This window comes from Micromonospora rosaria (assembly GCF_001567585.1).
GTDB lineage: Bacteria > Actinomycetota > Actinomycetes > Mycobacteriales > Micromonosporaceae > Micromonospora > Micromonospora rosaria.
In genome coordinates this window covers 1-26379 of sequence record NZ_LRQV01000100.1, presented here as the reverse complement: position 1 = coordinate 26379, position 26379 = coordinate 1, and the positions used below count along the sequence as shown (strand labels likewise).

The 26379-nt window shown below is 72.6% G+C and carries 27 protein-coding genes and 2 tRNA genes; 20 read left to right on the top strand and 9 right to left on the bottom strand.

Annotated features, from left to right (window positions below):
- Positions 1-992, bottom strand: a 992-nt coding sequence (locus AWW66_RS22845; RefSeq protein ID WP_067370159.1) for a mechanosensitive ion channel family protein, incomplete at its 3' end; no start/stop codon positions are given.
- 286 nt (positions 993-1278) lie between these two features.
- Between AWW66_RS22845 and AWW66_RS22840 the strand changes: the two genes are divergently transcribed.
- Positions 1279-1812, top strand: a complete 534-nt coding sequence (locus tag AWW66_RS22840) for an HNH endonuclease (RefSeq protein WP_067370156.1) — start codon at positions 1279-1281, stop codon at positions 1810-1812.
- A 34-nt stretch (positions 1813-1846) separates the two neighbouring features.
- Here AWW66_RS22840 and AWW66_RS22835 read toward each other — a convergent pair whose 3' ends face one another.
- The 3 genes from AWW66_RS22835 to AWW66_RS22825 all read right to left on the bottom strand — a co-directional run bounded on the left by AWW66_RS22835 (position 1847) and on the right by AWW66_RS22825 (position 3980).
- Positions 1847-2809 carry a class F sortase gene (locus AWW66_RS22835; protein ID WP_425413300.1) on the bottom strand — a complete coding sequence of 321 codons (963 nt, stop codon included), beginning with the start codon at positions 2807-2809 and terminating at the stop codon, positions 1847-1849.
- Positions 2810-2926: 117 nt separating this feature from the next.
- The gene (locus AWW66_RS22830) at positions 2927-3469 is read right to left on the bottom strand and encodes a hypothetical protein (RefSeq protein WP_245648432.1); all 543 of its coding nucleotides are present in this window, start codon (positions 3467-3469) and stop codon (positions 2927-2929) included.
- Between the two features lie 73 nt (positions 3470-3542).
- Positions 3543-3980 (bottom strand): Lrp/AsnC family transcriptional regulator, encoded by a 438-nt coding sequence (locus AWW66_RS22825; protein WP_067370140.1) that lies wholly within the window; start codon positions 3978-3980, stop codon positions 3543-3545.
- A gap of 150 nt (positions 3981-4130) precedes the next feature.
- Between AWW66_RS22825 and AWW66_RS22820 the strand changes: the two genes are divergently transcribed.
- The 4 genes from AWW66_RS22820 (at position 4131) to AWW66_RS22805 (ending at position 7308) form a co-directional block, all read left to right on the top strand.
- Positions 4131-5030, top strand: coding sequence for a tryptophan 2,3-dioxygenase (locus AWW66_RS22820; protein WP_067370137.1), 900 nt, complete (start codon positions 4131-4133; stop codon positions 5028-5030).
- Between the two features lie 21 nt (positions 5031-5051).
- Positions 5052-6428, top strand: a complete 1377-nt coding sequence (kynU, locus tag AWW66_RS22815) for a kynureninase (RefSeq protein ID WP_083978781.1) — start codon at positions 5052-5054, stop codon at positions 6426-6428.
- Between the two features lie 171 nt (positions 6429-6599).
- Complete coding sequence (ctaJ, locus tag AWW66_RS22810) at positions 6600-6908, top strand: aa3-type cytochrome oxidase subunit CtaJ (protein ID WP_455430015.1); 309 nt, start codon at positions 6600-6602, stop codon at positions 6906-6908.
- Entirely contained in the window at positions 6895-7308 is a 414-nt protein-coding gene (locus AWW66_RS22805) for a DUF5130 family protein (RefSeq protein ID WP_067370133.1), read from the top strand. The genes ctaJ and AWW66_RS22805 overlap by 14 nt, the downstream gene beginning before the upstream one ends.
- A 179-nt stretch (positions 7309-7487) precedes the next feature.
- On the opposite strand, the gene pepN is transcribed toward AWW66_RS22805, so the two are convergent.
- Complete coding sequence (gene pepN / locus AWW66_RS22800; RefSeq protein ID WP_067370131.1) at positions 7488-10046, bottom strand: aminopeptidase N; 2559 nt, start codon at positions 10044-10046, stop codon at positions 7488-7490.
- Between the two features lie 238 nt (positions 10047-10284).
- Here pepN and AWW66_RS22795 point away from each other — a divergent pair, with 238 nt between their 5' ends.
- From AWW66_RS22795 to AWW66_RS22785, 3 genes are all read left to right on the top strand, one after another.
- Positions 10285-10884: a mycothiol-dependent nitroreductase Rv2466c family protein gene (locus tag AWW66_RS22795; RefSeq protein WP_396890638.1), complete on the top strand. Its 600-nt coding sequence runs from the start codon at positions 10285-10287 to the stop codon at positions 10882-10884.
- A 189-nt stretch (positions 10885-11073) separates the two neighbouring features.
- Entirely contained in the window at positions 11074-12270 is a 1197-nt protein-coding gene (locus AWW66_RS22790; RefSeq protein WP_067370122.1) for a DUF1015 family protein, read from the top strand.
- 114 nt (positions 12271-12384) lie between these two features.
- On the top strand, positions 12385-12852 hold the full coding sequence (locus AWW66_RS22785; protein WP_067370120.1) for a ribose-5-phosphate isomerase: 468 nt from the start codon (positions 12385-12387) through the stop codon (positions 12850-12852).
- Positions 12853-12933: 81 nt separating this feature from the next.
- On the opposite strand, the gene AWW66_RS22780 is transcribed toward AWW66_RS22785, so the two are convergent.
- Positions 12934-13266 carry a hypothetical protein gene (locus AWW66_RS22780; RefSeq protein WP_067370119.1) on the bottom strand — a complete coding sequence of 111 codons (333 nt, stop codon included), beginning with the start codon at positions 13264-13266 and terminating at the stop codon, positions 12934-12936.
- Between the two features lie 202 nt (positions 13267-13468).
- Between AWW66_RS22780 and AWW66_RS22775 the strand changes: the two genes are divergently transcribed.
- Complete coding sequence (locus AWW66_RS22775; protein ID WP_067370117.1) at positions 13469-14038, top strand: hypothetical protein; 570 nt, start codon at positions 13469-13471, stop codon at positions 14036-14038.
- A gap of 293 nt (positions 14039-14331) precedes the next feature.
- On the opposite strand, the gene AWW66_RS22770 is transcribed toward AWW66_RS22775, so the two are convergent.
- Entirely contained in the window at positions 14332-17157 is a 2826-nt protein-coding gene (locus AWW66_RS22770) for an Hsp70 family protein (RefSeq protein ID WP_067370144.1), read from the bottom strand.
- 209 nt (positions 17158-17366) lie between these two features.
- Here AWW66_RS22770 and AWW66_RS22765 point away from each other — a divergent pair, with 209 nt between their 5' ends.
- The 3 genes from AWW66_RS22765 (at position 17367) to AWW66_RS22755 (ending at position 18279) form a co-directional block, all read left to right on the top strand.
- The gene (locus AWW66_RS22765) at positions 17367-17603 is read left to right on the top strand and encodes a hypothetical protein (protein WP_067370114.1); all 237 of its coding nucleotides are present in this window, start codon (positions 17367-17369) and stop codon (positions 17601-17603) included.
- Between the two features lie 86 nt (positions 17604-17689).
- On the top strand, positions 17690-17887 hold the full coding sequence (locus AWW66_RS22760) for a hypothetical protein (RefSeq protein ID WP_067370142.1): 198 nt from the start codon (positions 17690-17692) through the stop codon (positions 17885-17887).
- On the top strand, positions 17884-18279 hold the full coding sequence (locus tag AWW66_RS22755) for a type II toxin-antitoxin system VapC family toxin (protein WP_067370113.1): 396 nt from the start codon (positions 17884-17886) through the stop codon (positions 18277-18279). The genes AWW66_RS22760 and AWW66_RS22755 overlap by 4 nt, the downstream gene beginning before the upstream one ends.
- Before the next feature lie 81 nt (positions 18280-18360).
- Here the strand turns inward: AWW66_RS22755 and AWW66_RS22750 are convergent.
- Positions 18361-18434: transfer RNA gene (locus tag AWW66_RS22750), tRNA-Gly, on the bottom strand.
- Between the two features lie 269 nt (positions 18435-18703).
- Between AWW66_RS22750 and AWW66_RS22745 the strand changes: the two genes are divergently transcribed.
- The 8 genes from AWW66_RS22745 to AWW66_RS22710 all read left to right on the top strand — a co-directional run bounded on the left by AWW66_RS22745 (position 18704) and on the right by AWW66_RS22710 (position 25620).
- Positions 18704-18777, top strand: a tRNA-Pro gene (locus tag AWW66_RS22745).
- A 155-nt stretch (positions 18778-18932) separates the two neighbouring features.
- Complete coding sequence (gene tig / locus AWW66_RS22740; RefSeq protein ID WP_067370112.1) at positions 18933-20285, top strand: trigger factor; 1353 nt, start codon at positions 18933-18935, stop codon at positions 20283-20285.
- Positions 20286-20457: 172 nt separating this feature from the next.
- Positions 20458-21099: an ATP-dependent Clp protease proteolytic subunit gene (locus tag AWW66_RS22735; protein ID WP_067370109.1), complete on the top strand. Its 642-nt coding sequence runs from the start codon at positions 20458-20460 to the stop codon at positions 21097-21099.
- 14 nt (positions 21100-21113) lie between these two features.
- Positions 21114-21776, top strand: coding sequence for an ATP-dependent Clp protease proteolytic subunit (locus AWW66_RS22730; RefSeq protein WP_067370107.1), 663 nt, complete (start codon positions 21114-21116; stop codon positions 21774-21776).
- A gap of 212 nt (positions 21777-21988) precedes the next feature.
- The gene (gene clpX / locus AWW66_RS22725; RefSeq protein ID WP_067370096.1) at positions 21989-23284 is read left to right on the top strand and encodes an ATP-dependent Clp protease ATP-binding subunit ClpX; all 1296 of its coding nucleotides are present in this window, start codon (positions 21989-21991) and stop codon (positions 23282-23284) included.
- Positions 23285-23324: 40 nt separating this feature from the next.
- Entirely contained in the window at positions 23325-24122 is a 798-nt protein-coding gene (locus tag AWW66_RS22720) for a carbon-nitrogen hydrolase family protein (RefSeq protein ID WP_067370095.1), read from the top strand.
- Between the two features lie 263 nt (positions 24123-24385).
- Positions 24386-25216, top strand: a complete 831-nt coding sequence (locus tag AWW66_RS22715; RefSeq protein WP_067370092.1) for an IS5 family transposase — start codon at positions 24386-24388, stop codon at positions 25214-25216.
- Positions 25213-25620, top strand: a complete 408-nt coding sequence (locus AWW66_RS22710; protein WP_067370087.1) for a hypothetical protein — start codon at positions 25213-25215, stop codon at positions 25618-25620. The genes AWW66_RS22715 and AWW66_RS22710 overlap by 4 nt, the downstream gene beginning before the upstream one ends.
- 28 nt (positions 25621-25648) lie before the next feature.
- On the opposite strand, the gene AWW66_RS22705 is transcribed toward AWW66_RS22710, so the two are convergent.
- Positions 25649-25870 carry a hypothetical protein gene (locus AWW66_RS22705; protein ID WP_067370085.1) on the bottom strand — a complete coding sequence of 74 codons (222 nt, stop codon included), beginning with the start codon at positions 25868-25870 and terminating at the stop codon, positions 25649-25651.
- Positions 25871-26379: the final 509 nt, after the last annotated feature.

The window sequence follows — 26379 nt, the reverse complement described above, 5'->3', positions numbered from 1 at the left end:
CGGGCCGCCGCGATCTTGGCGGTGATGCCGGAGTTCTCCAGCGCCTCGGCCAGCCGCCGCCGCAGTTCCCGGGCGACCGCGAACTGGCCGTCGGCGGTCGTCTTCACCACGGTACGGATCACCGCGCCGTCCACCGTCATCTGCTCCACCCCGAGCACCTCGGGTGGGTCCACGATCTCGGGGGAGAGGTCGGGGTCCACCGCCACCGAGGCCGCCGCCGTCCGCAGCACCGCGCTGGCCTCCTCGGTGCTGGCGAACCCGATCGGCAGGTCGACCACGACCAGGGCCCATCCCTGGCTCTTGTTGCCGACCCGGATGATCTCGCCGTTGCGGATGTACCAGAGCACCCCCCGGCCGTCCCGGACCGTGGTGACCCGCAGGCCGACCGCCTCGACCGTGCCGGTGGCCTCGCCCAGGTCGACCGTGTCACCGACGCCGTACTGGTCCTCGATCAGCATGAACAGCCCGGCGATGAGGTCCTTGACCAGGCTCTGTGCGCCGAAGCCCAGGGCGACACCGGCGATACCGGCGCTGGCCAGCAGCGGTGCCAGGTCGAAGCTGAACTCTTTGAGCACCATCAGCAGCGCGATGCCGAAGATGAACGCGGTGGCCAGGCTGCGCAGCACCGACCCGATGGCCCGGGCCCGCTGCCGCCGCCGTTCCGGGATGAACTCGGCCGGGTCGGCGGCGGCGGTGGGGATCCGCTCGCGCAGCGGGCGGAGCAGGGTCGGTACGGAGGTGTCGGCGGTGGTCCGGACCAGCCGGTTGATCGTGCGGGTCACCAGGAACCGGAGGAGCACGGCCACCAGCACGATCAGCAAGATCCGCAGCGGCTTGAGCAGGATCCAGTAGCTGCCCTCGGCGAACCAACTCGAGTCGGTGACCTCGAAGACGGCCTTGCAGAGCGGATCGTCCAGGCAGTTCACGGACGGCGTCTCCGCCGGCTCGGCCGGAGCGGCCCAGGCGGCGGACGAACGGCTGACGGTAGTCACCGTGCTTTCGTACCGCACCGGTCGCCGGCCGCCGTCGCCGGCCCGCCCGCCCACGCAGCCGGATGCCCGGGGGTTCCGGGTAAACGGACGGAACAGGCCATCCTGCCACGGGGGTGACAGGTTCCCGGAGGGACCCCCGATTAGTGCGTGCAATCCGGGTTCCGATCAGGGACGATTGGCCCAACGGACGTCGGTGATCCCACCCACGTCGGCCGTCGCCCCGCGCTGCGCCGGAACGGTCGACCATCCGGAGGGTGGGGCCCGGCCGGACCGGGAGGGTGAGCAGATGCCTGACATACGACCCACGGCGGGCTCCGGCGCGTTGGTCCTCAACGCCACCTACGAGCCGCTGTGCGTCGTGTCGGTGCGTCGAGCCGCGATCCTCGTCCTCTCCGCCAAGGCGGTCTGCGTGGCCGACGGGGACGGCATCCTGCACAGCGCCCGCAGCGCGTTACCGGTGCCGTCGGTGGTCCGGTTGACCCGCTTCGTCCGGGTGCCGTACCGGACCCACGTCGGGCTGTCCCGCCGGGCGATCTTCGCCCGGGACGGCTGGCGGTGCGCGTACTGCCGGGGGCCGGCCGAGACCATCGACCACGTCTTCCCGCGCAGTCGGGGCGGCCGGCACGCCTGGGAGAACGTCGTCGCCGCCTGTGCCCGGTGCAACCACACCAAGGGTGACAAGACCCCGGCCGAGCTGGGCTGGCGGCTGCACGCCCTGCCGGCGGCCCCGAAGGGTACGGCCTGGCGGGTGCTCGGGCACCGCGCCCCCGATCCGCGCTGGGCGGACTGGCTCGACCTGCGCGAGCCCGAGGCCGCCTGACCGCCAGGCCGACTGCCCGGGGCGGGTGTGGGGGTCATCCCTCGGCGTCGACCAGGGAGGCGAAGACGACCACGTTGTCGGCGTACCCGGTGTCGCCGCCCACCCAGCGCCCGCCACAGGTGATCAGCCGCAGGTGCGGGCGGGTGAAGTCGCCGAAGACCTGGTCGGCCGGGAACCGCTCCTTGTCGTGACGCTGCACCGACTCCACCTCGAAGACCGCCACCGACCCGTCCTCCCGGGGCACCTCCACCCGGTCCCCGGCGTCCAGGTCCTTGAGCTGGTGGAAGACCGCCGGGCCGGAGCTGGTGTCGACGTGCCCGACCAGCACCGCCGGCCCGTACTGGCCCGGGGTCGGCCCCTGCTCGTACCAGCCGGCCTCGGCGGCCCGCTCCTGCGCCGGTACCCCGATCGTCCCGTCGGCGGCGAGACCGACGGAGTGGACCGGGGCGTCGACGTCGATCGCCGGGATCCGGACGCCGGTCGGGCGGCTCGCCGCCAGCACCGGGAAGTCCCGGGGCGGCGGGCGCAGGCCGGCGGTGAGCCGGTCCGGCAGGAGGCTCACTCCGGTCACCCGCTCCACGCCGAGCATGGCGACGATCAGCACCATCAGGCCCGCCACCATCAGGACCGGGGCGCCCGGTCCGGGGCCGCCACCGAGGCGTACCCGGCGGGCCGGCCGGTACCGCTGCCCGGTCGCCGGCCGGACCCGTCCGCCGCCGGCCGGCGGGCCGTACGCGGTGGCGCCGGCGGTCGCCGTGTGCCCGGCCGCCCGGCGCAGCGCAGCCGCCATCCGGCCGGCCAGCCGGGCCGCCGCCCGCGCCCGCCGCCCGGCGACGGCGCGGAGCCGGTGGCCGGTGTGCCGGGGCCGGTGGTCGGTGGCGGGCCGGTGTCCGGTGGCTCCGGACCGGTGGTCGATGGTGCGGAGTCGGTGGCCGGTGGTCGTCCGGGGACGGCCCGTGCCCTTGGCGCGGGTCCGGCGTCGGGTCGCCACCCGCACCGGGGGCCCGCCGGTGACGGGGGCCCGGCGTCGGGCCCCCGTCCGTTCCGGTCGGGCGGTCGGGCTCCGGTCCCGGCGGCGGGGGTGCCTGCGTGAGCCGGCCATGGTCCCCGACGGTCAGGAACCGGCCCCGGCGCGGCGGCGGCCGAACAGGCCGAAGCCCGCCACCACGGCCAGCGCGGCGACCCCACCGACGAGCAGCAGCGAGCCGGTGCCCCGGCCGCCGGCCGTGCCGCCACCGCCGGTCGCCGGCCCCTTGCTGGGCTGCGTCATGTTGAGCACGGTGAGGGTGGTCTGCGCCCGGTTGCCGTTCGGGCAGTGCAGCTCGACCTGGTAGTCACCGGCCGGCTTGTCGCCCGGGATCGTGGTGGACCCGGTCAGGAAGCCGTTGTCGGGACGCAGGGTCACCCGGCCGCTGAACGCGTCCGACTGGGCCTCGGCCTGCCGGTTGTTGGTGTTGTCGCAACTCGCCCGGATGCTCACCCGGTTGCCGGCCTGGACGCTGTTCGGCGTCACCTCGATGAAGGTGTTCTCGCCCGCCCGGGCCGGCCCCGCGCCGACCAGGACGAACGCGCCGACCAGGACGAACGCCCCGATCAGGGCGAGTACGGTGGAGACGGCGGCGAGCACCCGGCTGCCGTCCGGTCGTGGACCCCGCATGATCCTCCCTCCCGGCACCGGCGCACCGGCTCCTGCTGGGGCGACCCGCGAGGCATTCCCCCTGCTGGACCGGCTAACCCAGACGGGTGACGGGACGCCAGCCGAGCGGGCTGGACAGCACCATCGTGCTGGACGGCTGCCCGTACGGGGCGAGCCGGTCGATCACCTGCTCGAACGCCCCGATCGAGTCGGCGGCCACCTTCAGCACGCTGCACGCGTCCCCGGTGATCCGGTGGATCTCCAGGATCTCCGGCCAGTCGGCGACGGCCGGGTCGTGCAGGATGCACCGGGGGCCGTAACAGGACATCCGGATCAGCGCGACCACGGTCCGGCCGGCCCGGGTGAGGTCGACGTGGGCGTGGTACCCGGTGATCACCCCGCTCTCCTCCAGCCGGCGGACCCGTTCGGCGACGGCCGGCGGCGACAGGTGCACCCGGCGGGACAGCTCGCTGAAGGAGAGCCGGGCGTCGGCCTGCAACTCGCGCAGCAGCGCCCAGTCCATGTCGTCCACGGCCCCTGCCTTTCGTGCGACAACCACCGAAGGTGGATCGGTTTCAGGATGGTAGGCGACAACCGCCTACCGCCGTTGATCCGGCATTCCGTCGCCCGGTCCGACCGCGAGATCATGACGGTGAGGACGACGCACGGAGGGAGACGAGCGGTGGAGACGAACCTGCGGGAGCCCGGGACGAGCACGACGGTACGGCCGCTCACCGCCGGGCAGCGGGTGGCCCGCGCGGCCCGTAACGGCGGCCGGCCCACCCTGGAGTTCACCGAGCGGGTGCCGTACGACACGTACGTGCACGCCAGCACGCTGCACACCCTCCAGCAGCCGCTCAGCGACGACCCGGGCGAGATGTCGTTCCTGGTGGTCAGCCAGATCATGGAGCTGTACTTCGGGCTGACCTGTCACGAACTGCGCCAGGCCCAGCGGGACCTGCGCGCCGACCGGGTCTGGGCGGCCCTCGCCCCGCTGCGTCGCGCCGCGCTGCACCTGGAGGGGCTCAACGCCGCCTGGCGCGGGCTGCGCTGGATGACCCCGGCCGACTTCAACCGGTTCCGCAACCTGCTCGGCGAGGGCTCCGGCTTCCAGTCGGCGATGTACCGGCACCTGGAGTTCCTGCTGGGCCTGCGGGACCCGGCGCTGATCCGCCCGTTCCGCCGGCAGGAGCAGGTCCACGCCGACCTGCGGGCCGCCCTCGCCGAGCCGAGCCTCTGGGACGACGTGGTCGCCCTGCTCGCCCGGCACGGCCACGACCTCCCCGCCGACCTGCTCGCCCGGGACGTCACCGACGAGCACCAGCCGCACCCGGCCGTCGAGGCCGCCTGGGTGCGCGTCTACGCCGACCCCGGGCCGGACAACCACCTCCGGATGCTCGGTGAGGCGTTGACCGGGGTGGCCGAGGAGTTCGGCGACTGGCGGTGGAACCACCTCAAGGCGGTGCAGCGGACAATGGGTGCCAAGGTCGGCAGCGGCGGCTCCGCCGGACTGGCGTGGTTGCAGCGCAGCATGGCCCGGGTGGTCTTCCCGGAGTTGTGGTCGGCCCGTACCGCGATGTGACCGGAAAGTGAGACGCGAACCATGACCACCCTCGACGCCGACCCCCGTCCGCCCGCCGCCCCGGCGGTCGCGGTCGATCCGGCCCTCGTCGCCGCGCAGGCCGAGGCGCACCGCCTCGCCGTGGCCGAGGCCGAGGCGCACCGCCTCGACGCCGCCGACCCCGGTCACCGCCACCTGTTCCACCTGCTCCCGGCCGAGGGGGGCGACCACCCCGAGGTCGCCTACTTCGCCGGCAACTCGCTCGGCCTGCAACCCCGGGCCACCGCCCCGGAACTCCACGAGGACATGACGACCTGGAGCCGGATCGCGGTGGAGGGGTGGTTCGAGTCGGACCGGCCCTGGACCCGGTACCACGAACTGGTGGCCGGGCCGATGGCGCGGCTGGTGGGCGCCCGGCCCACCGAGACCGTGGTGATGAACACCCTCACGGTCAACCTGCACCTGCTGATGGTCTCCTTCTACCGGCCGGCGGGGGAGCGGACCCGGATCGTCATCGAGGACGCCGCCTTCCCCTCGGACAGCTACGCGGTGCGCAGCCAGGCCCGCTTCCACGGCCTGGACCCCGACCAGACGGTGGTCCGGCTGCGCCCGCGCCCCGGTGAGGACACCCTGCGCACCGAGGACATCACGGCGTACCTGGCCGCCGAGGGGGACAAGGTCGCCCTGGTCCTGCTCGGCGGGGTGAACTACCTCACCGGTGAGCTGGTCGACATCCCGGCGGTCACCGCCGCCGGCCGGGCCGCCGGCGCGGTGGTCGGCTGGGACCTGGCCCACGCCGTGGGGAACGTGCCGCTGGCCCTGCACGACTGGGACGTCGACTTCGCCGCCTGGTGCACGTACAAGTACCTCAACTCCGGCCCCGGCGCGCTGGCCGGTCTCTTCGTCCACGAGCGCCACCTCGGCGACCCCGACCTGCCTCGCTTCGAGGGCTGGTGGGGCAACGAGCTGACGACCCGCTTCGAGATGGCCCCGGTCTCCCGCCCGCCGGCCACCGCCGACGCCTGGCAGGTCTCCTGCCAGCCGATCCTGGCCATGGGCCCGGTCCGGACCTCGGTGGAGCTGTTCGACTCGGTGGGCATGCCGGCGCTGCGCGAGCGCAGCATCCGGCTCACCGGCTGGCTGGAGCGGCTGCTGGACCAGGTCACCGCCGACCGGCCGCTGAGCCTGGTCACCCCGCGTGACCCGGCCCGGCGCGGCTGCCAGCTCTCCGTCCGGCTCGCCGGTGGCAGCGCCGCCGAGCTGAGCCGGCGGCTGCGGTACGAGCACGGGGTGATCGCCGACTCCCGGGAACCGGACATCATCCGGCTCGCCCCGGTGCCGCTCTACTCGACGTACCACGACTGCTGGCGGGCCGCCGTCGCCCTCGCCGCCACCGTGGACCGGCACCCGGGACGGTAGCCGGAGGGCGGTCGCCACCGAGGTCGGGCAGGCCAGTGGCGGTGGGATCGCCACCCCGCAATCTGGCGGACCGTCGGCTCCGCTAACGTGAACAGCAGCGGATCCGGGTGGTCGGCGTGACGAACACCCGCCCCACCCATAACTCAAGGTCACTTTTTCCGCCTGGGGGCGTTGGGATTGTCTGTTACCGAGACGTTGCTGGTCTTCGTCGGCATCCCGGCGGCTGCGGTGCTGGTGATCGCCGGGCTGGCGCTCGCCGGTGGCCGTGGCGGTCGGTCCGGCGGCAAGCGCTACCGGCCGGGCCGGTCCTTCGACTTCGCGCCGGTGTGGTTCCTGGCCCGCCCGGAGCAACTGGCCGACTCGGCCGGTACCGCTCTGGCCGCGGGCGCCCAGGCACCGGCGCTGAGCAGCCGTACGCAGAAGCAGGCCGGCATCGAGGCGCCGGCCGGGGGAACCGGAGGCGCAAGTGACCGTTGGTGAGACGCGGGCCGAGGCCGGTACGGGCACCCCGCCCGAGGTGCTGGACGGGCCGTTCTCGACCCGGCAGCTCCTGCGCATCGACGAGGCCCTGCGCCTGGCCGACCAGGGCACCGGGCTGGTCTTCTCGATCTACGTCGGCGGCCTGGACGAGCCGGTCCGGGAGCACGCCGAGCGGCTGCACCGCCAGCTCGCCGAGCCCGACCGGTCGGTCCTGATCGCCGTGTCGCCGAACCAGCGCCAGCTCGAGGTGATCACCGGGCGGCAGGCCCGTAAGCGGATCCCCGACACCTACGCCAAGCTGGCCGCGCTCTCCATGGTGGCGGCGTTCGGCGTCGGCGACCTGGCCGGCGGCATCATCAACGGCCTCGACCAGCTCGCCACCCACGCCGGCAAGGGCTGAGGTGTAAGGAAGGGCCCCTTCTTAACGCCTCCGGTAGAGAAGGGTTCCCCTCTCACCGCACACGTACCGACGGCACCCGGTCCGCCCAGCGGGCCGGGTGCCGTCGTGTCTGCGGCGAAAGGCCGCCGGGCACCGGCCGTGGGGCGGGCGCGGGCGCACCCGCCCCACGGCGGTCGGGCTCAGGCGCTGCCGGTGTCCCGGGCACGGGCCTTCAACGCCCGCAGCACCCCGTCCCGGCCCTCGGCGACCAGGCGGCGCAGCGGAGCCGGGTGCCCCTCGCCGGCCAGCCAGGCGTCCGTCGCGGCCACCGTCTCCTCCTCGACCAGGTACGTCGGGTACGCCAACTGGGCGAACTCCTGCGCCGGCTCGCTGTCCCGGCTGGCCCACACCTGGCCGACCGCGGCGAAGTACCGCTCCCGGTACGGGGCGGTCAGCTCCACCTGCGCGGGGTGGCTGAGGCCCTGCAGGAGCGCCCGGTTCCGCCAGTTCGGCAGCGCCTCCGGGCCGGTCAGCTGCGCCCACACCGCCGCCTTGTTCTCGGCGGTCGGCACCAGCGCGTGCGCGTACGCGGCCTCCCGCTCGCCGCTGGCCGTGCGGTCCCGGGCCAGTTCCGCCTCGATCTCGGCGGCCCCGGCCGCGCCGTTGGCCACCAGCGCGCCCAGCAGCGACCAGCGCAGCTCCGTGTCGACGGTCAGGCCCTCCGGCGCGCCCCGCCCCTCCAGCCAGCCACGCAGCACCGCCAGGTCCTCCGGCGAGCGGGCCGCCGCGAGGTACCCCCGGGCCCAGGCGAGCTGGAAGCCGCTGCCCGGCTCGGCCTGGGCCAGCGCCACCTTCGCGGTCCGGGCCAGCTCGGCCCAGCCGGTCGGCGCCCACGCCGGGTCGGCGTAGAAGGTCAGCGTGGAGGCGGCCTGCCGCAGCGTCGCGGTGACCAGGTTGATGTCCGTCTCGGCGGGCAGCCCGGCGAGCACCAGCGCCACGTAGTCCCGGGCGGCCAGTTCGGCGTCGCGGACCATGTCCCAGGCGGCGGCCCAGCACAGCGCCCGCGCCAGCGACGACTCGAAGCCGGCGATGTGCTGCACCACCGTCGCCATCGAGCGCTCGTCCAACCGCAGCTTGGCGTAGGTCAGGTCGTCGTCGTTGAGCAGCAGCACGTCGGCGGCGGGCCGGCCGCGCAGGACGTCGAGCTCGGTACGGTCACCGGCGGCGTCGACCTCCAGCCGCTCCCGCCGGACCAGCCGGCCGTCGGTCAGGTCGTACAGGCCCACCCCGATCCGGTGGGTACGCAGGGTCGGGTACCCGGCCGGCGCCTCCTGCCGGACCAGCACCTGCTGGTACGTGCCGTCGTCGGCGATGGTGACCTCGGGGCGCAGCGTGTTGACCTGCGCCGTCTCCAGCCACTGGGCGGCGAACTTGCGCAGCTCCCGCCCCGAGGCGGCCTCCAGCTCGCTGAGCAGGTCGTCGAAGGTGGCGTTGCCCCAGGCGTGCTTGCCGAAGTAGCTGCGCAGGCCGGCCAGGAACGGCTCGATCCCGACGTACGCGACGAGCTGCTTGAGCACGCTCGCGCCCTTGGCGTACGTGATGCCGTCGAAGTTGACCTCGACCGCCTCCAGGTCCGGCATCTCCGTGTACACCGGGTGGGTGGAGGAGAGCTGGTCCTGCCGGTACCCCCAGTTCTTGCGCAGCGACAGGAAGGTCGTCCAGGCGTCGGTGAACCGGGTGGCGTGGGTGTTGCACCAGTGGCTGGCCCACTCGGCGAACGACTCGTTCAGCCACAGGTCGTTCCACCAGCGCATGGTGACGAGGTTGCCGAACCACATGTGGGCCAGCTCGTGCAGCACGGTGTTGGCCCGCTGCTCGTACTCGAAGTCGGTGACCTGCGACCGGAAGATGTAGTGCGACTCGGCGTGCGTGACGCAGCCGAAGTTCTCCATCGCCCCGGCGTTGAAGTCCGGCACCCAGAGCTGGTCGTACTTGGGCAGCGGGTACCGCACCCCGAACTGCTCGTGGAAGAAGTCGAAGCCCTGCGTGGTGATCAGGTGCAGCTCGTCGGCGTCCAGGTGCTCGGCCATGCTGGCCCGGCAGAAATATCCCAGGTCGAGGCCGTCGTGGGTGTAGCGCACCTCGTGGTACGGCCCGGCGCAGAGCGCGGTGATGTACGTGCTCATCCGCGCCGACTCGGCGAAGTGGACGGTCTTGGTCTGCTCGCCGGCGACCTCCTCCCGCACCACCGGCATGTTGGACACCACCCGCCAGTGCGCGGGGACGGTGGCCTGCCAGGTGTAGACGCTCTTCAGGTCGGGCTGGTCGAAGCAGGCGTAGACGCGCTGCGCGTCGGCCGTCTCGAACTGGCTGTACAGGTAGGTCTCCCCGTCCACCGGGTCGACCGTGCGGTGCAGCCCCTGCCCGCTGCTGGAGTACGCGAAGTCGGCGTCGACGACCAGGACGTTCTCGGCGGCCAGCCCGGTCAGCGTCAGGCCCTTCTCCGCCGACCAGTCGCTCAGGTCGACCGGTGTGCCGTTCAGCGTCGCCGACCGGACCGCGTCGGCGGCCACCTCGATGAAGGTGCCCGCGCCCGGCTCGGTGCACCGGAACCGGACCTCTGTCACCGAGCGGAAGGTCCGGCCCTCGGCCGCCAGCACGGCGGTCGACAGGTCCAGCCTGATGTCGTATCCGGTCACGTCGAGCAGGCGGGCCCGCTCGGTCGCCTCGACCTGGGTCAGGTTGCGAACTCCCGGCACTGAAGTGTCTCCATCCCGTTCTCTGCCGTACGCCGCGGCGGCGTCCGGCCGCCGGCCGTCCCTGACGGTCGGCCCGGACCGAGTCTTGCACGCACGGACGTCTCTGGTGGCCTAGCTCACGCTCTCATTCCGCTGCCGGTCGATGGGCGTCGGGGTGAGGATCGGGGCAGGACGTCCGGACGTCCGGACGCCCCCGTCGCGAAGGGAACTGACCGTGACTGATCGCGTCACCGTCGACATGTGGTTCGACCCGATCTGCCCGTGGGCCTGGATCACCTCCCGCTGGCTGCTGGAGGTGGAGAAGGTCCGGAACGTCGACGTCCGCTACCACGTGATGAGCCTGTCGGTGCTCAACGAGGGCCGGGACGTGCCGGAGCAGTACCAGAAGCTGATGGAGACCGGGTGGGGGCCGGTCCGGGTCTGCATCGCCGTCGAGCAGCGGTACGGACTGGACGCCGTCCGCGCCCTCTACACCGCGCTGGGCACCCGGATCCACCTGGGCCGCACCACGCTGGGCCCGGAGCTGTACGCCGCCGCGCTGACCGACGCCGGGCTGGACCCGGCGCTGGCCGAGGCCGCCGGCTCCACCGAGTACGACGAGGCGCTGCGGGCCAGCCACGAGGCCGGCATGCGGCCGGTCGGCACGGACGTCGGTACCCCGGTGATCCACGCCCCCGGCCCGGACGGCAAGCCGGTGGCGTTCTTCGGTCCGGTGGTGACCCCGGCCCCGAAGGGCGAGGCCGCCGGCCGGCTCTGGGACGGCGTGCTGCTGGTTGCCGGCACCCCCGGCTTCTTCGAGCTGAAGCGCTCCCGTGACATCGACCCCATCTTCGACTGAGGTGTAAGGAGGGGCCCCTTGTTAACGCCTCCGGTAGAGAAGGGGACCCTTCTCACAAGCCCGGTGTTAACAAGGGGCCCTTCCTTCGGCTGCGGCCCGTGAAAGGTGCCCGGAGCTGGGCGTTCAGTGGGTGGACGGTGGCCGGGGTGCTGTGCGGAGCGGCCCCCGACGCCGGTAGCGTCTGCGGACATGACGGTCGTGCATCCGATCGCCCGGGCCTGGATCACCACTGGCGGCACCGGCGCGCAGAACTACGACGAGTTCGCCGACGACGCGGAGATCACCGCGATCATCGAGGCGAACCCGCACAGTGCCCTCGGCATCGAGATGCCGCACCGGGCGCCGGAGAGCCTGGGCAAGTCGTTCCTCGACGCCCTGCCGGACGCCGTGTCCCGGCTGGCCGAGGCGAAGGCCGACGGCAGCTACACGCCGGCCGAGCAGGTCGTCGTGCTGTACCGGATCAGCGCGCCCGGCGAGGAGTCCGCGTACGGACTGTTCGCCATGGTCGACACCGACCAGATCTCCACCAGCGCCGACGAGCCCGGCCTGGTCATCCGCAACGAGGACGTCTTCATCGCCAAGGTGCGGGAGCGGGTCGCGCTCGCCGAGGCGCTGGGTCACCTGCTCTCGCCCGTGCTGCTGTTGCAGACCGGCCGCGGCGACGAGCTGCACGCCGCGCTGGCGGCGGCGACGGAGACCGCCGGCGCACCCGCCGCCACCGACACCGACCAGGCCGGGCGTACCCACGCCATCTGGCTGCTCGGCCCCGGCCCGGAGCAGGACGCGCTGGCCGCGCTGGCCGGCGGCGGGGAGCTGGTGGTCGCGGACGGTAACCACCGCAGCCTGGCCGCGCAGACCGGCGGTCTGCCCCGATTCCTGGCCGTGGTGACCACCCCGGCGTCGGTCGCCATCCAGCCCTACAACCGGCTGGTCAGCGAGCTGACCAGCACCCCGGCCGAGCTGCTCGACCGGCTCCGCGCCGCCGGCGCCACGGTCACCCCGATCAGCGGCCCGGTCGAGGTTCCGGCGGCCGGCGGCACCATCCACCTCCGCCTCCCCGACCAGGGGTACGCGGTCACCCTGCCGCACGTCGGCGGCAGCCGGCTGGAGAACCTCGACCACGCCCTGGTCGAGCGGCTGATCCTGCGGGACGCCCTCGGTCTCGACCCGGGCGACAAGCGGATCACGTACGTCGGCGGGGACTACCCGGCGAGCTGGCTCACCGCCGAGGTGGCGGCCGGCCGGGCCGAGCTGGCCATCCTGATCGCCCCGGTGACCGTGGACGACTTCGTCGCGGTGAACCTGGCCCGGGAGAAGATGCCGCGCAAGAGCACCTGGTTCACCCCGAAGGCGCGCGGCGGCCTGGTCGTCGCCGAGTCGCACTGAGCCCCGGCCCGGCCGGGGCGACCGCCCCGGCCGGTCGATGCGCCCCGGTCCGCTCAACGGCCGGGGCGCGGCCCGGGCGGCGTCGCGCCGGGCGGGCCTGACAGACTGCGCGGTATGCGCGTCTACCTGGGATCCGACCACGCCGGTTTCGAGTTGAAGGTGCACCTGGCCAACCACCTGGCCACGCAGGGCTACGAGGTGGTCGACGTCGGCCCGCACGCCTTCGACCCCGAGGACGACTACCCCGCGTTCTGCCTGCACACCGGGGACCGGGTGGTGGCCGACCCGGGCAGCCTGGGCGTGGTCATCGGCGGCTCGGGCAACGGCGAGCAGATCGCCGCGAACAAGGTCGCCGGGGTACGGGCCGCCCTGGCCTGGAACGTCGAGACCGCCCAACTCGCCCGGCAGCACAACGACGCCAACGTCGTCGCCGTCGGCGCCCGCCAGCACACCCTGGACGAGGCGACCGCCCTGGTCGAGGCGTTCCTCGGGACGCCCTTCTCCGGCAACGACCGGCACGCCCGGCGGATCGCCCAGGTCGCCGCGTACGAGCAGCACCGCAAGCTGCCCGACCTGCCGTGACCCACGGCTGAGCGAGCCCGGCCGAGGCTCAGCGAGCCGGCCACGGTCGGTGCGGGGCCGGTCAGGGGTGGCGCGACCGGGTCAGCGGGGGGAGCGGGGCAGATCCTCGCGCGGCACCCAGTTGCGCCGCACCACGACCAGCCGCTCCTGCGCGCGGGCGAGATCCTCGTCCGTCGGCCGGGCCGCGTCGCGGGCCCGCAGGGCGGCGCTCAACCCAACCTGGGAGGAGCCCGAACCGACCAGGCCGCGCAGGCCCCGGTCGTTCTCCCGGTCCTCGCCGCCGGTGCGGCGGGGCCGGGGCTGCTCACCGTCGTGCACTCCGGGCGTCGCCACGCTGGCCCCGCCCCGTCCGGCCGCCTCGGCGTCCGGGTGCTGGTGCCGCTGCCGGCGTCGGCGTCGCTCCGCATCACCCATGCGCCGACCGTACCGTCCGGGGGCTCGTCACGCCGTCCGTGCCGCGTCCCCGTCGGGCGCGGGCGGCGCCCCGCCCGGCGGCGGCCGGGGCCCCGGGGAGCGGTCGGGGGCGGGTGTGCCGAGCGGCGGCGGGTGTGCCGGCTGGCTACCCTCGACGTGACGGCGGTCGTTGGCCGACGTCGGTCATGGGGAGGAATGTGAGATGGCAGACCAGACACAGCCGTGGGCCGAGCGCACCGTCGAGGTGCCGCCGCAGCCGGGTGTCGGGGTGCCGCCGCAGCGGGGCGTCCCGGTGTCCCCGCCGGAGGAGGCGTTCCGCCGGGGGGTGGCCTCCGTCGGGCAGCGCCGTCCCTCCCGCACCGAGTCGTTCCCCACGGTCGGGCACGAGCCGACCGGCACCGGTTGGCCGGGCTCGGGCCAGCCGCGCCGGCCGCTGAGCTACTACGTCGAGCAGTGGAAGGTCGGCCGGGAGTACAGCGCGGCGGGCGCGCTCTTCGCCTTCGTCTGCTGGGGGATCTGGGCGATCTCCGGTGGTGGGGACCTGACCGGTCCGCTGTTGATCTTCGTGCTCAGCCTGCTCGTGGCGGCCGGCCTGTTCGGCCTGTCCCGGCTGCTCGGCCGGGTGATCCTGGAGCGGCAGTTCGGTCGGGTACGGCGGGGCGCCAAGGGCGCGCACGCGGCGACCACGGTGTTCCTCGTCGGGCTCGGCATCGCCTACCTGCAGCAGACCGAGTGGGTCATGTCGGCCTGGAACTGGATCACCGGCGGCTGACCCCCCGCGGGCCCGGCGCACCCGCCCGGTGCGCTGGGCCGGCGGACTCCCGCCCCGGTGCCCACGGGCCCCGGTACCCACGGGCGGGCCGGCAGGACGCCGCCCGCCCGCAGGTTCCGGTCGCGGTCCGCCGCGACCCTGGTCGTCCCCCGTCAGATCGGCGGCTGCATACCCGGCCGGACCCGGTTCATCCACCCCGCGCGGGCGGTTCCTCCACGGTCCGGTGGGACCAGCCCGCCACCACACCGGGCGGGCGGGCCGGCCCGGGGCAGTCGGGCGGGCCAGCCGGCGGGTCAGGGTGTGCCGGCGAAGCGGTACAGCACGAAGTCGTTCTCCGCGCCGCAGGCGATGACCGTGGTGTGCCACGCGCAGGACGTCCCCCGGACGTCCTTGACCTCGCCCAGTTCGGTGACTGTGCCCGACTCGGTCCACACCCCGGCGACGCTGCGGTCGCTCTCGACCGTGGTCAGCCCGTTGGCGAAGACCAGCAGGTTGCCCGCGTCCAGCCGGACCGCCACCCCGGGCCGGTCGGCCAGCACCGCGCGTCCCGTCGGGTCGAAGAGCGTCACGGCGCTCTCCGGGGAGGTACGCCCGGCGAGCAGGTGCTCGCCGAACGGCACCAGCGTGCTGGCCTCCGGAGCCGACCAGCGCCGCGTCTGCGCGCCCTCCGTCGCGGCCACCACCTCGGTACGCGCCCCCTCGTAGCCGGGTACCTCCAGCAGGCACGCCCGGTGCTCGCCGCAGGCCGTCAACGCCGTCGGCCGCCGGTCCTCCCCGGCGGTGTAGAGGACGGTCGGCTCGCCCAGCTCCCCCAGGTCGTACGCCTCCAGCCGGTACCCACGGTCGACGGCGGCCACGTACAGCCGGTCGGCGTGGGCGACGACCAGGTCGTCGTGGTCGGCGACGTTGTCGCGGCGGTCCAGGATCGCCCCGTCGGCCGGGTCGACGATCCGGACCGACCGGTCCGCGCCCACCTGCACCAACCGTTCCTCGTCGCCCTGCCAGGGGTTGCGGGGCAGTCCGTCGGGGAACGCCGGCCCGCCCGTCGCCTCGTCGGTGGTGACCCGGTACACGCTGGTCCGGGTGCTGCCGCCGCTGCCCTGCGGGCTGGCCTGGGACCAGACCTCCCGCCCGTCCTGCGGGTGCAGCCCGACCAGTCGGTGGCCGACCCGGTCGACCAGCACGACCGTGCCGTCGCCGAGGAACACCTCGTCCTCACCCTGGACCTGCCGGTGCCAGCGCTGCTTGCCGGTCCGGGCGTCGAGCAGCACCAGGTCGCGGGGGGTGGAGCTGCCGGGCGCGTCGGCGACGGCGGCGACCACGCCCGGGGCGGCCTCGATCCGCGCCCACCGGTCGGCGGCGCTGGTGGTCTGCTCGCGCCACAGCACGGCGCCGGTCCCGGTGTCGACGGCGACCACCTGGAGCCGGCCGTCCGGCACCGGGTACGCCAGGTAGGCCCGGTCGTCCAGCACGGCGGTGAACATGTCCACCGGCCGTTCCGTGCCGGCGGTGATCCGTGCCACCGTCCGGACCGGGTGGAACTCCAGGTCGGGATAGCGGTCCCGGGTCAGGTACAGCACCGCCGCGCCGACCACCCCGGCCAGGGCGGCGACCGCCCCGAGGGTGAGCCACCAGCCGCGGCGGCCCCGTGGTCGGGACGGGCCGGGCCCGACCGGTGCCGGCCCGCCCACGCTGTACCCCGGTGCGCCGCCGTACCCGGGTGGGGCGTGTCCCGGTGCGTCGCCGGGGGCGGGGGAGCCGGGTCCGCCGTACCCGGGCGGCCAGGCCGGCGGGTGCGCACCGGCCGGCGGGACCGGCGTGCCCGAGCCGGGCGCGGGGTAGGGAGCCGTCGCCGCGAGGCCCGGGTACCCGGCCGGGGGAGCATCGGGGACGGCCGGGGAGTTCGGGGTGGGGACGGTGGGGGCGGTGGGCGGCGGCCCGACCAGGGCCGGGAGCGGGGCGGCCGGCGTCGGGGCCGGTCGGGGCGCCGGCAGGTCGGTCAGCGCGCCTTCGGCGACCGGCAGTTCCGGCTGCTCCAGCACGGTCGGCGCGACCGTCAGCTCGGCGTGCAGCAGCCGGGCGACCAGCGGGATCCGCGACGACCCGCCGACCAGGAAAAGCCCCGCCAGGTCCGCCGGGGCGAGCCCGGCCGCGTCGATCACCTCCCGGGTCACCGCGACCGCCCGGCGCAGCAGCGGGGTGGCGAGCTGTTCCAGGTCGTCCCGGGTCAGCGACACCGCCGTCTCCACGCCGGGCACCGCCACCGGGGCGACCGTGGTCCGGGAGAGCATCTCCTTGGCGCCCCGGACGTGCTCCCAGAGCTGCACCTGGTCGCGCCACTGCGAGGTGGTGTGCGGGTCGGTCAGTCGCGCCCAGACCCCCGGATGGCTGCCGGCCACCCGCTCGCCGACCAGGGCGACCAGGGCCGCGTCCAGATCGAGGCCGCCCAGGTCGGCCGCGCCGCCGCAGGAGACGACCGAGAAACCCGAGTCGCCCCACGGGTCGGCGCCCTCGTTACGGACCACGGTCACGTCCAGGGTGCCGCCGCCGAGGTCGAAGACCGCGACGGCCGCCCCCACCGGCACCGGCCGGCGCAGCACCTGGGTGTAGTAGCGGGCCGCCGCGACCGGCTCCCGCAGCAGGCGGGTGCCCGGCGGGACCGGCCCGGACAGGGTGTGCTCGGCGGCCGAGGGCCAGCCGGCCCGCGCCAGCGCCTCCGTCAGCACCTGCCTGCGGGCGTCATCCCAGGTGGCGGGGCAGGTGACCACCGCCGGAGGCAGGAAGCCGACCGCCTCGACCGCCGCGTCCGCCACCGCCCGCAACAGCGCGGCGAGCAGGTCGGCCGGGGCGTACGCGCGGTCGCCGAGGAGCACCGTCGGCTCGTCGACGCGGCGCTTCGGGTTCGGCTCGTACCGGTCCGGGTCGGCCTGGGCCAGCCGGCGGGCGTCCCGGCCGACGTGCAGCCGGCCGGTGAGGTCCGCGTACACCCCGGACGGGACGATCGGTTCCCCCTCGACCAGCAACGGCCGGGTACGCCCGTCGGGGTGCCGCAGCACCGCCACCGTGTTGGACGTGCCGAGGTCGACACCCAGCGCGTACCCGTCCTGCCGGCCTGCCACGTGCCGCCACCTCCAGAGGGATGCCCGGCCCGCATGGTACGCAGCCAGCACCGCCCTGCTGATCAACCGGTCAGCGGCCCGGTCGGCCCGTTCCCGCTGCTGTCCGGTCAGCCGGGCGGTGGTGTCACCCACCTCGTACCGGCAGGCGGCCACCGCGACCGGCTTGGGCGGCAACCCGGAGCTGCCGCCGGGGTGGTTGACCCTGATCCGTGCTCGGCATAGACGGGGGTGCCGTTGTCGCGGGCGAGGATCGCCGTGCGGAGGCGACGGGCAAGCCTGGCGGGCCTGTACTGCTCCAGGGCGTGAGTGTCGACGTAGCGCCACTCAGTGGGTTCGCCGTCATCGAAGCGGATGGCTCGTTCCTGGTCAACGGTGAGCGTGCCGGCGTCGAAGACGAAGAGAAGCTTGTCGCCTTCATTGTCGGCGGGAGCCCAGTCCACAACTAGCAGCGGGCCGACGGAGACGGTGAGGACGGTACCGGTGCTGATCGTGCGACAATGAGTAGCGGTTTGTGTGGAGGAGGTGAGTCGTGATGTCGAGCAACGCCGAGCGGATGCCCGAGTGGCCGACAGCGGAGCATGTACCAGCGGAGGAGTTGGCCCGTCGGCAGGGTGTGCGGCCGATCGCCTCCGTCGACGATCTGGCCCGGCCGGATCTGTTCGAGTCCGACGATGAGTTGGACGACTTCCTTGCCGACCTCTACGCCTCTCGGCGGGCCAGCGCCGCGTGAGCCTTGTCGTCCTGGACACCGACGTCGCGTCGGCGATCCTGAGAGGCCGCCTGGATGAACGGCTTCGTGCCCGGCTGGCGGGTAAGACCCTGTGCATCACGTTCGTCACGCTCGGGGAGCTGACCAAATGGACCGTGCTGCGGAGTTGGGGGCCGCGCAAGCTGGCTGACCTCGCACAGTGGCGGTCGAGGGTGGTGCTGTTGCCCTTCGACGAGTCGGTGGCGACGGTGTGGGGGCAACTTCAGGCACGGGCGCAGCATCGTGGCCGTCCCCGGCCGACGAACGACTCATGGATCGCGGCCTGCTGCCTGGTTGACCGGCTGCCGCTGGCGACCTTCAACGGCAAGGACTACGCCGAGTACGACGGCCTTCGCCTGTTCGACGTCTCGTAGCCTTCGGCAGTTCGGAGGCGATCGTCCGGCGTCAGGGCTCTCGTCGCTGCACCAGGGCTGGCGACGTGGGCCGGTGGCGTGTGGAGCGGGCGACGGGAATCGAACCCGCACCGTCAGTTTGGAAGACTGAAGCTCTGCCATTGAGCTACGCCCGCGTGCACCCCGCGGTGCGGGGCGCGCCGACAGCCTACCCGGTCGTCGGGTCGATCGCGCAGCCAGATTCGCCCGCCCGGGGTGGCCGCCCCGGCGGGCGGACCGGGACGGCCGGCGCGGGCCGGGCGTGCCGACCGGCCCGGTTCGCCGTACCCCTGATGGCGGGGCCCCTGGTGGGACGGCGGTGGAGGGCGGGGCGCGGCGGTCCGGGGGTGTGATGACCGCCCCGGGGCCCCGGGCGGGCGCGGACGACATAGACTGCACGTCGCCACGGGGTGTGGCGCAGCTTGGTAGCGCACTCGCTTTGGGAGCGAGGGGCCGTGGGTTCAAATCCCGCCACCCCGACTGTCGTCCGCGGGCCGTCTCCGGGCGGTCCCGCCGGGCGCTGCCGGAGCGTCGGGCCGGCTCGCCTACACTCGATGGGCCGCATCATGTCGTCGCGCCCGGTCCCGCCGGCGCGACGCCCAGACCCAACCGAGATCCGTTCAAGGAGTACGCCTGTGAAGAGCACCGTCGAGACTCTGAGCCCGACGCGCGTTCGGCTCGCCATCGAGGTGCCGTTCGTCGAGCTCGAGCCGAGCCTCAAGAAGGCGTACCGGGAGATCGGCCAGCAGGTCCAGGTGCCCGGCTTCCGCCGGGGCAAGGTGCCGTCCGCGGTGATCGACCAGCGGGTGGGCCGGGGCACCGTGCTCAACGAGGCGGTGCAGGAGGCCATCCCGCAGAACATCCTCGCCGCGGTCCGGGAGCACGACCTGAAGACCCTGGGTCGCCCCGAGGTGGAGATCACCGAGTTCACCGACGGCGACTCGCTGAACTTCACCGCCGAGGTGGACGTCCGCCCCGAGCTGACCCTGCCCGACCTGTCCAGCGTCGAGGTGACCGTCGACGAGCTCCAGATCGACGAGAGCGAGATCGACGAGCAGGTGAAGAACCTGCGCGAGCGGTTCGCCACCCTGAAGACCGTCGAGCGGGCCGCCGCCGAGGGCGACTACGTGCAGATCGACCTGAACGCCACCGTCGACGGCGCGGACGTGCCGGGCGGCTCGGCCAGCAACATCTCCCACGAGGTGGGCAGCAAGCAGCTCCTGCCGGGCCTGGACGAGGCCGTCGTCGGCCTCGCCGCCGGTGACTCGACCACCTTCACCACCCAGCTCGTCGGCGGGGAGCTCGCCGGCCGGGACGCCGACGTGGCGGTGACCGTCCGCACGGTCAAGGAGAAGGAGCTGCCCGAGCTGAACGACGAGTTCGCGCAGCTCGCCAGCGAGTTCGACACCATCGAGGAGCTGCGGGCCGACCTGCGGGAGAAGGTCACCAAGGGCAAGCGGGTCGAGCAGATCTACGCCGCCCGGGACAAGGCCCTGGAGCAGCTCGTCGAGGCCGCCGAGGTGCCGGCCCCCGAGGGGGTCGTCGGCGAGGAGGTCACCAGCCGCAAGCAGGCCATGGTCGACCAGCTCGAGCGGATCGGCGCGTCGATGGAGGAGTACCTCGCCGCCGAGGAGAAGACCGAGGAGCAGATCGACGAGGAGCTGCGCGAGGCGGCGACCCAGGGCGTCAAGATCCAGCTCCTGCTGGACACCCTGGCCGACGCCGAGGACGTCCAGGTCTCCGACGACGAGTTCGGTCACGAGATCGTGCACCGCGCCCAGCGCGCCGGGATGGCCCCGCAGCAGTACTACGACCAGCTCGTCCGCTCCGGGGCGGCCGGCGCCGTCTTCGGTGACGTCCGGCGGGGCAAGGCCCTGGCCTCGGTGATGGAGCGGATCAAGATCAAGGACGCGGCCGGCAACGAGGTCACCCTGGACGCCCTGCGCGCCGAGGGTGAGCAGGCGCACGACCACGACCACCAGCACTGATCGTCGGGTGCGGCCGTCGTCCGTCGCTCGCGGCGGTTCGGCGGCCGAAACCCTTTCCGGGTACGCCGCGCGGCGTGCGTGCGCTGATAGCGAACAGTGCCCCGACCGGGACGCTGCCACCCGGCCGAGCGGTTAGTGTCGGGTAGGACGGTACGGAGAGCGAAGGGCTGCCATGACCGACATGCACATCCCAACGAAGCCGCTCCGGGCGATCGAGGCCCGTGGTGGCGACAACATTGGCAACCTCGACGACTCGGTGTACAACCGGTTGCTCAAGGAGCGGATCGTCTTCCTGGGCAGCGAGGTGACCGACCAGGTCGCCAACCGCATCTGCGCCCAGCTCCTGCTGCTCGCGGCGGAGGACCCGGAGCGCGACATCAACCTCTGGATCAACTCGCCGGGTGGCTCGGTCTACTCCGGCATGGCGATCTACGACACCATGCAGTTCATCGACAACGACGTGTCGACCGTGGCGATGGGCATGGCGGCCTCCATGGGCCAGCTCCTGCTCTGCGCGGGCACGAAGGGCAAGCGGTACGCACTGCCGCACGCGCGGATCATGATGCACCAGCCCTCCGGCGGCATGGGCGGCACCGCCTCCGACATCGCCATCCAGGCCGAGCAGATGCTCTACACGAAGCGGATGTTCCAGGAGCGGGTGGCGTTCCACACCGGCCAGACCCAGCCCCAGATCGAGGCGGACTCGGACCGGGACCGTTGGTTCACCGCCCAGGAGGCCAAGGACTACGGCTTCATCGACAAGGTGATCACCGGAGCCGCGCAGGTTCCGGAAGGCGCCGGGACCCTGAGCTGACCGAGGAGCTGACGATGACCGACCTGAGCCTGCCGCCCCAGTTCGCGGCCGTGCACAACCGCTACGTCCTGCCGTCGTTCGTCGAGCGCACGTCGTACGGGGTCAAGGAGTCCAACCCGTACAACAAGCTCTTCGAGGACCGGATCATCTTCCTCGGCGTCCAGGTCGACGACGCGTCGGCCAACGACGTGATGGCGCAGCTGTTGACGCTGGAGGGCACCGACCCGGACCGCGACATCATCATGTACATCAACTCGCCCGGCGGCTCCTTCACCGCCATGACGGCGATCTACGACACCATGCAGTACGTCCGGCCGGACATCTCCACGGTCTGCCTGGGCCAGGCGGCCAGTGCGGCGGCGGTGCTGCTCGCGGCCGGCACCCCGGGCAAGCGGATGGCCCTGCCGAACTCGCGGATCATCATCCACCAGCCGGCCACCGAGGGCGGCTACGGGCAGGGCTCGGACATCGAGATCCAGGCCCGGGAGATCCTGCGGATGCGGACCCAGCTCGAGGAGATGCTGAGCAAGCACTGCAACCGCCCGGTCGACCTGGTCCGCAAGGACATCGACCGCGACAAGATCATGACGGCGGAGGAGTCCCGCGAGTACGGCCTGGTCGACACCATCCTGACCAGCCGGAAGAAGGGCCTGCTGGCGGCGAACGCGGCCAGCTGAACAGTTTCGGGTCAGAGGTCGGCTCCGGGGCGTCGGTCCCGGCCGACCTCTGACACACCCGTTTTGGGGGTCGGAGAAACCTCCACCAGCGGGTAACGTCGGGTCCGAACGGCTTCGCCGGGTCGGCCCGGCGGGGTCAGCCAGAGACGGACGGGCCGCAGGCCCGCAGGTCAGGGCCGGTGCTCCGGCCGATGAGTGCAGGGAGAACGTAGGTGGCACGGATCGGTGACGGCGGCGACCTACTCAAGTGCTCCTTCTGCGGCAAATCGCAGAAGCAGGTCAAGAAGCTCATCGCGGGCCCCGGGGTCTACATCTGCGACGAGTGCATCGATCTCTGTAACGAGATCATCGAGGAGGAGCTGGCCGAATCCGGCGAGGTGAAGTGGGAAGAGCTTCCCAAGCCGATGGAGATCTGCCAGTTCCTCGACAACTACGTCGTCGGGCAGGACCAGGCCAAGAAGGCGCTCGCCGTCGCGGTCTACAACCACTACAAGCGGATCCAGGCCGAGTCGGCCGGCGCCCCGGGCCAGGGCCACGAGGGCGTCGAGGTCGCGAAGTCGAACATCCTGCTGATCGGGCCGACAGGGTGCGGCAAGACCCACCTCGCGCAGACCCTCGCCCGGATGCTCAACGTCCCGTTCGCCATCGCCGACGCCACCGCGCTCACCGAGGCCGGGTACGTCGGTGAGGACGTGGAGAACATCCTCCTGAAGCTGATCCAGGCCGCCGACTACGACATCAAGCGGGCCGAGACCGGCATCATCTACATCGACGAGGTCGACAAGATCGCCCGCAAGTCGGAGAACCCGTCGATCACCCGGGACGTCTCCGGTGAGGGGGTGCAGCAGGCCCTGCTGAAGATCCTGGAAGGCACCGTGGCGAACGTCCCGCCGCAGGGCGGACGCAAGCACCCGCACCAGGAGTTCATCCAGATCGACACCACCAACGTGCTGTTCATCTGCGGTGGTGCCTTCGCCGGGCTGGACCAGATCATCGAGTCGCGGACAGGCAAGGGCGGCACCGGCTTCGGCGCCCGCCTCCGGGCGGTCTCCGACCGGTCGACCGACGACATCTTCGGTCAGGTGATGCCGGAGGACATGCTCAAGTTCGGGCTGATCCCCGAGTTCATCGGCCGGCTCCCGGTGATCACCAACGTGCGCAGCCTGGACCGGGCCGCCCTGGTGGCGATCCTCACCGAGCCCCGCAACGCGCTCGTCAAGCAGTACCAACGACTCCTGGAGCTGGACGGCGTCGAGCTGGAGTTCGAGACCTCGGCCCTGGAGGCGATCGCCGACCAGGCGATGTTGCGCGGCACCGGGGCCCGTGGCCTCCGCGCGATCATGGAAGAGGTTCTGCTCTCCGTGATGTACGAGGTGCCGAGCAACCCCGACGCCGCCCGGGTGCTGATCACCCGCGAGGTCGTCCTGGAGAACGTCAACCCGACGATCGTGCCCCGGGAGTTCACCGGCCGGCGGGCCCGGCGGGAACGCGAGGAGAAGTCGGCCTGAGGCTGTTCGGCACCCGGTTCCCGGCCGTACCCTGGCTCCCATGCGTGTCGCCGTCTGCCAGCTCAACGCCCGCGACGACCGGGCGGCGAACCTCGCCGCCGCGGCGAGCCTGCTGACCCGGGCCGCCGACGCCGGCGCGGACCTGGCGGTCCTGCCGGAGTACGTCGACTACCTCGGGCCGGCGGCGGGGCTGCCGACGCCCGAGCCGGTCGACGGCGAGGTCGGCACGTTCTTCGCCGAGGTCGCCCGGCGGCTGGGCATCTGGGTGGTGGCCGGCTCCTTCCACGAGACCGGTCCCGATCCCGCCCACACCTACAACACCTCGCTGGTCTTCGACCGCTCCGGCGCCCTCGCCGCCAGCTACCGCAAGATCCACCTGTACGACGTGGAGATCCCCGGTCGGGTCTCGTACCTGGAGTCGGCGACGGTGGCGGCGGGGGACCAGCCGGTGGTGGTCACCGTCGAGGGCCTCCGGGTGGGGCTGTCGATCTGTTACGACCTGCGCTTCCCCGAGCTGTACCGACAGTTGGCGACCGAGGGTGGCGCCCAGCTCCTGGTGGTGCCGGCGGCCTTCATGATGCACACCGGGCGGGACCACTGGGAGGTGCTGCTCCGGGCGCGGGCGATCGAGAACCAGTGTTTCGTGGCGGCGGCCGGTCAGACCGGTGACCACGAGCCCGGCCGTACCTGCTTCGGCCGCAGCATGGTGGTCGACCCGTGGGGGACGGTGCTGGGGCAGGTTCCCGACGGGGTGGGGCTGAGCGTGGTCGACCTGGATCTCGACCAGCTCGACCGGATCCGCACCGAACTGCCCAGCCTGGCCAACCGCCGGCTCTGACCGCCCGTCGGTCGCGGGCCCTCCGCCGTCGATCCCGGTGTCCCGTCGCGGGCGGTGGCCCGGTCCGCCGCCCGGCCGACCCTGGAGCAGGCCGGTCCTGGAGCCGGTCAACCTCAGAGGGCGGTTCGCGGAGCTTCTGGTTGGTCTATGTCTTGTGTCTGGTTGTACGGGGCTTCGGTGGTCTTGTCGTAGGTTGGTGTCCCTCGATGCGGGAATGTGAATGGTGGTCGTGACCGTCGGGCGGTGACGGCGTTGAGCGGGTCATGGGTGACCGGAAGCCGTACCCCAGTGACGTCACTGACGAGCAGTGGGCGCTGATCGAGCCGTTCCTGCGGGCGTGGAAGGCCGGGCGTGTCTCGGTGTCGGGGCATCGGGGTGACTACGACCTGCGGGAGATCGTGAACGCGATCCTCTACCAGAACCGGACCGGTTGTCAGTGGGCGTACCTGCCGCACGACCTGCCGCCGAAGTCGGCCACGTACTACTACTTCGCGTTGTGGCGTGACGACGGCACCGACCAGACGATCCACGACCTGCTGCGCTGCCAGACGCGGGAGAGGGCCGGCCGGGCGGAGGACCCGACCGCGGTCGCGGTGGACACCCAGTCGATCCGGGCGGCGAACCACGTCCCTGCCGCCACGACCGGCAAGGACGTCGGGAAGAAGGTGACCGGCCGTAAGCGGGGCCTGGCCGTGGACACCCTCGGCCTGATCATCGCGGTCGTGGTGACCGCCGCGTCGGTCACCGACAACGCCATCGGTATTCGACTGCTCGACCAGGTCGTCGAACACACCCCCACGGTCACCCGCGCCTGGGTCGACGCCGGCTTCAAACAGGACCTCGCCCTGCACGGCGCCGTCCTCGGCATCGACATCGAGGTCGTCAAACGCTCCGACACCCGGCCCGGGTTCGTGCCGGTCCGCAAACGGTGGATCGTCGAACAGACCTACGGCACGCTGATGCTGCACCGCCGCCTCGTCCGCGAGTACGAGATCCGACCAGAATCATCGGTGTCACGAACCTGGTGGGCGTCAACGGCGAACATGGTCCGTCGGCTCACCGGGACCAGCACACCGTCCTGGCGACACCCGTGAACCTCACCGTGATCCTCGACCTGATCACCGAACGGGAAACCACCACGACCCAGAACGCCGACCGGCTCCGCGCGCAGATCACCGCCCTCACCGCCGACCTCACCCACGCTGAGGGCGAACTGGCCGCCCTGGCCACCACCCGCACCACCCTGCGCGCCCTCGCCACCGCCGAGTTCACCGCCGACGACCCCACGATCGCCAGCGTCCCCTACCAGCAGATCCTGGACGTCCTCACCACCGCGCCCACCGGCATGCGAGCCAAAGCCATCTGCCTCGCACTCGACGTCGAGCCCACACCGAAACACGTCGAGAGCACCCGAGCCAAGCTGAAACGCATGGTCAACCGCCACGTCCTGACCGAACACGAACCCGGCGTGTTCACCCTCGCCCAGAAACGGACCTAACCCCTCGAACCGGCCTCTCAGAGCCGGGTCAACCCTGGAGCAGGACGCCGACCACGGCGAAACAGGCGATGGCCCCGGCGGTGACCAGCAGGGCGGTGGTCATCCGGGACGGTCCCCGTCGGGCCAGCCGGCCGATCGACACCAGCACGGCGACGAGCACGAACGCCCCGATGACCACCTGCCAGAAGGGCAGGAGCAGACCGAGGACCGCCTCCTCGGCGAGGACCGGCGACCGGCTCATGTCATCCATGCCAGACACTGTGGCACGTCCGGGGCCTCCGTAGGCGGTCCAGCCGTGGGTGTGATCCATCCGGGGACGACCGCCGGCCGAACAGTCCAGTGACGATCGTTGATTTGCCTTCCGGAGGCCGTACGCGTAACTTTCTCTCTGCAAGCGGGAGGCCGGGGCAAACCGGCCGAAAGCAGGCACCAGGATCGTGGCGGAGACGCCGAGCGGGACTGGATCGGGCGGTGCGAGACACTCCGAAAGATGGAGTTGCGAACGCGAAGCCGACCGAGTAGAGTGTCAAAGCCGGCAGGAGCCGGGCGGATCACCGCGAGACGGTGATCGGCCGGTCTGCCGACTTCCCACGGAAGAAACGACCGCCGGATACGGCGTGCGTCAATCGTGGATCGAGCCAGCGGATCTGACAGCTTCAGTGCGAAGTTGACGGTGAAAAACGGTTCGGATAAGTTTGGAAACGAAATGCCCCGGGTGGGGGCTCCACGGTGTGGGGTTCTGGTCTGGTGTGTGGTTGT